This window comes from Streptomyces sp. NPDC002935 (assembly GCF_040611295.1).
In the GTDB taxonomy this organism is placed as follows: Bacteria; Actinomycetota; Actinomycetes; order Streptomycetales; family Streptomycetaceae; genus Streptomyces.
The window spans coordinates 102,446-109,079 of sequence record NZ_JBEXNW010000031.1; the positions used below are offsets into that span (position 1 = coordinate 102,446).

Sequence of the window (6,634 nt, forward strand, 5' to 3'; positions counted from 1 at the left end):
AGTCCGAAAAGAGGCCTCGCGCACCGCCGATCAGGTCGCCGGAAGCTGGTAGGAGAGGACGTACGCGTCCGCCGCCATCACGGTGTCGCAGACCTCCACGGCGCGTCCCTCCGTGTCGTACGCGGTGCGGATGAGGTGGATCACCGGCACGCCGGAGGCCAGTCGGAGCGTCTTGACCTCGGTCGGCGAGGGCATTCGGGCGCGGATCTCCTCCTCGAAGTGGTCGAGGTGGTGGCCCAGCTCCTCAAGTCGGGCGTAGATGCCACCGGGGCCAGGATTGGGTTCGGCGATCTGCGTGCCGCGCGCGATGTCGAGCGGGAGGTACGAGGTGGCGAACTCGACCGGTCGGCCGTCGAGCAGGTACCGGCGCCGACGGGCGAGCACGCGCCGTACGGACCCGAGCCGGGTGGAGATGTCTTGACTGGCCTTCTCCTCCTTGACCTCAAGACTGTCCACCTGCGGATGACTGCCCGCGGCGTCCGCCTCGACGATGAACGCCGACTTCCCCTGCTCACGGTGACGCCGGGCGAACCGGTCGGAGGCCAGCCGGCGGACGGGCGGACGCGGCCGGACGAAGACGCCCTTGCCGTGCTCAGCGGCTACCAGGCCCTCGCCCTGGAGGATGGAGAAGGAGTTCCGGACGGTCATCCGGGAGACGCCGTAGTGCTCGACGAGTTCGGCTTCCGAGGGGAGCTTTTCACCCTCCTTGAATCGCCCACGGTCGATGGCCTCGCGCAGCTGGTCAGCGATCTGCCGGAACACCGCACGATCGCTCGTGGGGTCCAGATCGCCGAGCAGGGACGGAAGTGAGGTCACGAGTACTCCTTTAGGTATCTAGACGAGTGGGCGAGTGTTGTTGCTACGGTGGAGAGCCTAGCCATCTGAGAGGGCCGAGGAACGTGACCGCTGACCGTCCGCACTCCGTGAGCGTTGCCGGAGTCATCGTCGACGACCAGGGCCGGGCCCTCTTGATCCAGCGGCGCGACAACGGCCGGTGGGAACCTCCGGGTGGCGTTGTCGAGCGGGAGGAAACCCTCCCCGAGGCACTTCAGCGCGAAGTACTCGAAGAAACCGGCATCAAGATCGCGCTTCCCACGACCCTCACCGGCGTCTACAAGAACATGACGGGCCTGATCGTCTCCCTGGTCTTCCGCTGCGAAGCCGCCGACGGCTCGCCCACCACTGGGGACGAGACCCGCGCACTGCGTTGGGCCACCCGCGAAGAAGTCACCGACCTCGCCGACGAGGCGTACGCGATCCGCGTCCTGGACGCACTCGACGCGGCATCCCCGCCGGCCATCCGCGCCCACGACGGCGTGAAACTCGTCTAGCCCGAACCCGCTGCACATGGCGGCCTACCAGCACGAAGGAACTTGTATGCACGAGTATACGAGCACTGCGCGGGTCTGGGGACTCACTTGCCCAGGATTTCCAGAAGAGGTAAGTAGGGCCCGCCGCTGGACCCGCGACATCCTGCGCGGCTCACCCTTAGCCGAGGATGCGGCCCTGATCGTGAGCGAGCTGAGTGCTAACGCGATCCTTCACACCGCCAGCGGCAAGGAGTCGGGCAGCTTCCATCTCGCGCTCGCGGTCTCCTCGCAGGTGATCGCCCTGTCGGTCACGGATGACGGAGGCACGGGATCGGCTCCGGCCATCGAGCACCAGGACCAGGAGGCCGAGCACGGGCGGGGGTTGGGCATGGTCAGCGTGATCGCGCACCGCGTCGTCGTCCACGACAGCGACGGCGGCCACACGGTCACCGCGGAGCTCTTCACCTGGGCCCGCAGGGGAGGCCACCCGTGCTGATGGACAAGCCGCGGCGCGGCTACTGGTGCGAGTGCTGGACCGAAGAACTTGCCGAAGGTGAACCGCCAGAGCTCCGTGCATCTTTCGACGCCTATACGGCGCCCCAGGCCGACCGGTGGGTAGCGATTGCTCTCCGCACGATCTCGCCGGCGCTCGACGCCGACGCCTCCGACGAAGCGTGGGCCTGGCTGTACGAGGGACGCATCCGGACCCGGAGAGCCCTCGCACGCATGGAGCCCTGCACAGTCTCAGTGACCCACGCCGGCACACGCATCACCTGGACGATCCGCCCAGTCCTCTTCGTGCCGCTCGCACACCGACAGGGCATCGAACTCCCATCCTGTGCATACCACTTCAAGCCTTAGAACTCCTAACGGGCTGGCACTTGAAGGCGTAAGTGTCTGGACGATCGGAAGGTACTGTCCGGCATCCTGTTCGCGCTGTACACCGGCATTCCATGGGTTACCCCAAGAGCTGAGAGCCAGCGAGCAGCCGGGCCACCCTTTACACCTGGTCCGTCGTCGTCCACCGCAACGACCAGCCCCCCTTCGAGGAGCGCACCCTGTACGTTGCCGCGGTCGTCGACCTCGCGGAGGGACCGCGGGTGATGACGGAGATCGTGGAGTGCGGGGAGGGGGAGCTGCGGGCGGGGGATGGGGCTTGAGGTGGCGTTCCGTGGCCTGGGTGACGGTGTCCACGGTAGTCACGGTTCCTGTCTTCCGGCGCGCCTCCTAGCTCGGCATGCGTTCTGGCGGCAGGAGTCCGAGCAGTACTTTCTGGGGCGGCCGACCTGTCCCGGCGGCCGTCCGAGAAACCGCATCCTGCAGGGTTCATACGCACACGGGATAAAGGCGTTCACGCCGTATGTACCGGCGATCTCCTGCACTTTTCTGGAGGGTGCGGAGAGGGGACCATCGCCCCCGTCTTCAAGGTCATAATTTGTGAGCGCCTGGCTGCGGGACCTATGCCGCAGCTTCGACATCGTCTTTGAACTGATCCCCAGGACGCGGCGGATGGTGAGGCCTAGTTCCTGGGCGATCACATGGGCTGGGACGCACAACGCGACATGGGCGGTGACGACGTGCACTTCGCGTTCGCTGAGAGTGTTGAGCACCGAGTCGAGTTGCTCGGCCAACAGGATCCGTACGACCCGGTCCTCCGCGAACGTGTCGGGCACTACCTTGCGCCGGGTCATGCCGCACCTCCAGAAGTCCCGTCCTGGTTCTCACTCTGCTCTGTCGGCGGTGTCGGTGGCAGGGAATCCGGCTGGGCGGGAACGCCGAAGAGCAGGGCGAGTGCGATGAGGACTCGCGCCAGATCCTGACCGTCGGTGAGTTTCTTGAGCACCATCCGGGTGATGGCGTACTTCAGGCATGCCTTGATCAGGGTGATACCCAACAGGCTGCTCATGACCAGCAGCAGCACGTGCGGATCGAGTGATGACAGCAGGACGGACACAGGACTCCTCGGCGCGGAAAACGCAAAAGGCCCCGCGCTGAGGAGCGCAGGGCCTTCGTGGGCATGGAAAAAGCTCCCGTCCGGCAGGACAGGAGCTATATCGTCACGAGGGCACACTGAGCCCCTCGCCACACCCCACTGTAGCTGATCAACTTTGCTTTGTCCGGCGGGAGTTAGGAGACCGAGGGAGGAGTGAACATGGCGTCTCCGCAGGTCGCGCGAGGGCATCACGCGTGCCGGACGAGAGGTGCCGTCTGGTTACTGATTTCGTGACACACCCCCGGGCTCGCGGCAGTCAATGACTCGATGGCCACAGCCGACAAGCAGCCCGACATCGACTCCTTCCCCGACCTGTTTAGCGCCGCCCTCCATCACCGCGTGATACCGCTGCTCGACCACGTTCAACTCCACCAGCACGGCCCCGGCCCTCCCTGCACACGCCGATCAGACGCGCACAGCCAAGCCGAGGCAAGCGGTGTCAAGCATCAGGTGAAGCCACAACGTCAAGCATCAGCCGAGACAAGACAGGCCTCAGTCGACCGACTGAGTTACAACTTTCTCTACTGGTTCAAGGCGGCTCGCTCCGCTCACCGCGCGCGGCCCGGCCCCCGGCCGGGCCTGCGCTCCTGTCTCCGCCCCGCTCCAGCCCGGCCAGCGCCCGTGCCGCACGCACAGCAATCAGCCGCTTGCCGTAGAAGGGGTCCCTCATGTCTGGGCAGTCGGCTCCAAGACCGGATGGCTCTCAAAAAACCGCAGGCGTGCCGGTCGTCATGAAGCTGCGTCGGCAAGGCTCAGGCCGGGTGAGGGATCCGGCCGTGACGCATCGAAGAAGCGTGGCTGAGGCCGCCACGGGGTTGCTGGAAACACACGTGACGGGTGATCGTTCGCCGCACCCACCGTCGTGGCTGACTTTCGGTGGCTGAGGACAGAAACGCCGGCGCGCCAGCCATGACAGCTTCACCCTCCCCTCGTGGCCGAACGCGCTACATCGAGCACCCACACCCAGTGGGAAATAGCATCCCATGCACGGAACGTCAGGTGCCCCATAACCGACAGCTACCAAATATAGGGATATTGAGAATTAGCTCGATGGAAAGCGTCATACCTCATTTCGTCATGAATCCTGCGACGAATGTCATCATTTGTAGTTGCATTATCTAGAATGGTATTTCGTATTTCTATGTCAGCATATTCCGTGGATGCGTCAGTCAGATTCGCAGAGCTAAGGTCGATTTCCCAGAGTTTCGCTCCGTCCAGGTTGGCTGACATCAGATTTGCGGCTACTAGAGTAGCTCCATACAGATCCACTTCTTCCAAATTTGCGCAACTCAGATCTGCCTGATTCAGGTTCGCTCCACGCAATGACATGCCGTGTAAATCCGCTCCACTCAATCGAATTCCGGATAGATCGAGGCCATCGCCGCCGACAATCCGAATTAAATCCAGGGATTTCTGGATATCTTCTGGCAAGTTTGGTGAGTTTTCGACAGATTCCCGCGATCGCTCTCGCATGAATGCCGCCAGGACGTTTCCGATGTCAGAGTGGAAACCTGGGGCCATCCTCGCCAACTGATCTAGGTATGCGATTCCCGATACTCGCTCTGTGATATTCTGGGACCTGAGGGTTTTTTCCGCTCTACGGAGCGCCGCCTTCGCCGGGTGTTCGGGTTCACTCAATACTGCCAAAGACAGTGGCGCCAGCAGTTGGTAGGCAGGATTGCGGGAGAACACAATGCGAGCACCGTGCGCATTGCTGCCGAATTTGGGTTCCGGAATTCCGGGGCGGTCGAGGCGCTGTTGAAGCTCGCCGTAGATGGTACCCATGTCAAGATACTCAGGACCGCCGGGTATGCCGTCGCAGAGAATGGAAATGAGTTCGCCGGTAAAGGCGGTGAAGCGTTCCCCGGGTACTGCGATAGCTTTTCGGGTAGCGGCGGATGCAGTCAGGACGCAAGCGCCACCAATTAGGGTGCTATCTTTAACCACCTCTTCGTAGCCGCGCGAGGCATTTCCCATGCCGCCGACGCCGTCAATGGCTTGGCCGCTGTAACAGCAGTCGATTATAACGATTGAGCGTGCGGCCTTCCGGTGTCTGCGGATGCACCTTCGAATGTCATTATAGGAAAGGCATTCGTATTCGGCGGTAGCGCCGGGTAGGGCAAGATAGAGCTGGTTATCCTCGTCGAGGAGTCCATGGCCAGTGAGGTATATCAGGAGCGTATCAGTTGCCTCGACCGTGGCCTTCTCCACCGCGCGTAGTACGCCCCTTGGGTCGGTGGGTTGTGACAGGTGGACGCAGTGATCAGGGTCGATTCGCCACACCGACCCGTTGGTCAGGATCTTGCGAAGTTCAATAAGGTTTTCAGCGACGCCGGGCAGATCTTTGGCCCATTCGCCGAGGCTGCCGCAGTCGGCGTAGGTTCCGATCAGGACAGCACGAGAGCCTGATGGGTCCTGGAGCGTCATCGGGAGTTGACCGTCCCGTCGCCGCTGGTGAGGGCTTGCACGATGCGGTGAACGTCGGCGGGGTCGGCACCAGTGACAGTCATGCTGATGTCACCGCATTCGATCATCACTTGTACAGGCGGTGTTCCCGGTCGACGGCGGCGGGCGTCCCACCAGGTCCCAACCGCCACGAGTAGGCTGCCAAGAGCAGTCGAATCTTGCACAACAGCTTGGATGATCTCCCCACCCCCCATCTGCCCAGGGTCGCCGGACATCACGGACAGCGCTGCCTGCTTCGACACCGGATCGGCATGGAGCCAAGGCATCAAGCCCCGACCGTGGACGTCGCCGTCAACCTTGATCAGCACGTGCACCGCACATCACCCCATCATCGGCATGCAACCTCTGCTGGTTAGATTCCCAGAACGTGGTCGCACCCACCGCAGATTGGGACGAATTAAGGGCCACATCCCGCAACGTGATGTAGTGGCACGATTACGACGCCGATCGACGATCCCCAACGGTCAGCAGGTTGGTGTAGACGAGTCACGAGAGGAGATCGCTGCCACACCGCTCGGTGGGACACGGCCTTGCCGTACAGCAACCATCGCAACCACAGCCGACCGTCAAGAGCCGTCGATGGCCGAACGACCAGTCCACCAGCTCTCGATGACCACGCGGACGATAGTTGGAGACGAAGAGGTCGTGCCAGAACCGTGCCAGACTCAGCGGGGAAGGACGGAGAACAACGGGGTACCGGATCGGCGGTCGACGTTCGGCTGGCGCTGCTCCGCCACAGCTCAGGCCCGGCAGCCATGTCTAGATCACATCAGCTTCCCAAGCTGAGCGTCCGATCTCGCCGTACGTCGGTCGTGCTGAAGCCAGTAGGCCGAGCTGCTCAGGCTCATATGGTGATCGCATGCCG

The 6,634-nt window shown here is 63.0% G+C and carries 8 protein-coding genes and 1 pseudogene; 4 read left to right on the forward strand and 5 right to left on the reverse strand.

Annotated elements, in window-relative coordinates:
• Window positions 1–30: 30 nt before the first annotated feature.
• Window positions 31–816: a GntR family transcriptional regulator gene (locus tag ABZX90_RS32990; RefSeq protein WP_355211026.1), complete on the reverse strand. Its 786-nt coding sequence runs from the start codon at window positions 814–816 to the stop codon at window positions 31–33.
• A 107-nt stretch (window positions 817–923) separates the two neighbouring features.
• Here ABZX90_RS32990 and ABZX90_RS32995 point away from each other — a divergent pair, with 107 nt between their 5' ends.
• The 4 genes and pseudogenes from ABZX90_RS32995 to ABZX90_RS33010 all read left to right on the forward strand — a co-directional run.
• Window positions 924–1,331 carry an NUDIX domain-containing protein gene (locus tag ABZX90_RS32995; protein ID WP_355211029.1) on the forward strand — a complete coding sequence of 136 codons (408 nt, stop codon included), beginning with the start codon at window positions 924–926 and terminating at the stop codon, window positions 1,329–1,331.
• A 46-nt stretch (window positions 1,332–1,377) separates the two neighbouring features.
• Entirely contained in the window at window positions 1,378–1,806 is a 429-nt protein-coding gene (locus tag ABZX90_RS33000; protein WP_355211032.1) for an ATP-binding protein, read from the forward strand.
• Window positions 1,806–2,171 carry a hypothetical protein gene (locus tag ABZX90_RS33005; RefSeq protein WP_355211062.1) on the forward strand — a complete coding sequence of 122 codons (366 nt, stop codon included), beginning with the start codon at window positions 1,806–1,808 and terminating at the stop codon, window positions 2,169–2,171. Before ABZX90_RS33000 ends, ABZX90_RS33005 begins: the two co-directional genes overlap by 1 nt.
• A gap of 176 nt (window positions 2,172–2,347) precedes the next feature.
• A pseudogene (locus ABZX90_RS33010) lies at window positions 2,348–2,470 on the forward strand (OB-fold domain-containing protein); the annotation flags it as partial.
• Between the two features lie 39 nt (window positions 2,471–2,509).
• Here ABZX90_RS33010 and ABZX90_RS33015 read toward each other — a convergent pair.
• From ABZX90_RS33015 to ABZX90_RS33030, 4 genes are all read right to left on the reverse strand, one after another.
• Entirely contained in the window at window positions 2,510–3,001 is a 492-nt protein-coding gene (locus tag ABZX90_RS33015; RefSeq protein ID WP_355211035.1) for a hypothetical protein, read from the reverse strand.
• Window positions 2,998–3,264 (reverse strand): hypothetical protein, encoded by a 267-nt coding sequence (locus ABZX90_RS33020; RefSeq protein ID WP_355211038.1) that lies wholly within the window; start codon window positions 3,262–3,264, stop codon window positions 2,998–3,000. Before ABZX90_RS33020 ends, ABZX90_RS33015 begins: the two co-directional genes overlap by 4 nt.
• A 1,056-nt stretch (window positions 3,265–4,320) precedes the next feature.
• Window positions 4,321–5,730, reverse strand: coding sequence for a pentapeptide repeat-containing protein (locus ABZX90_RS33025; protein ID WP_355211041.1), 1,410 nt, complete (start codon window positions 5,728–5,730; stop codon window positions 4,321–4,323).
• Window positions 5,727–6,083: a hypothetical protein gene (locus tag ABZX90_RS33030; protein WP_355211044.1), complete on the reverse strand. Its 357-nt coding sequence runs from the start codon at window positions 6,081–6,083 to the stop codon at window positions 5,727–5,729. Before ABZX90_RS33030 ends, ABZX90_RS33025 begins: the two co-directional genes overlap by 4 nt.
• Between the last annotated feature and the right edge of the window lie 551 nt (window positions 6,084–6,634).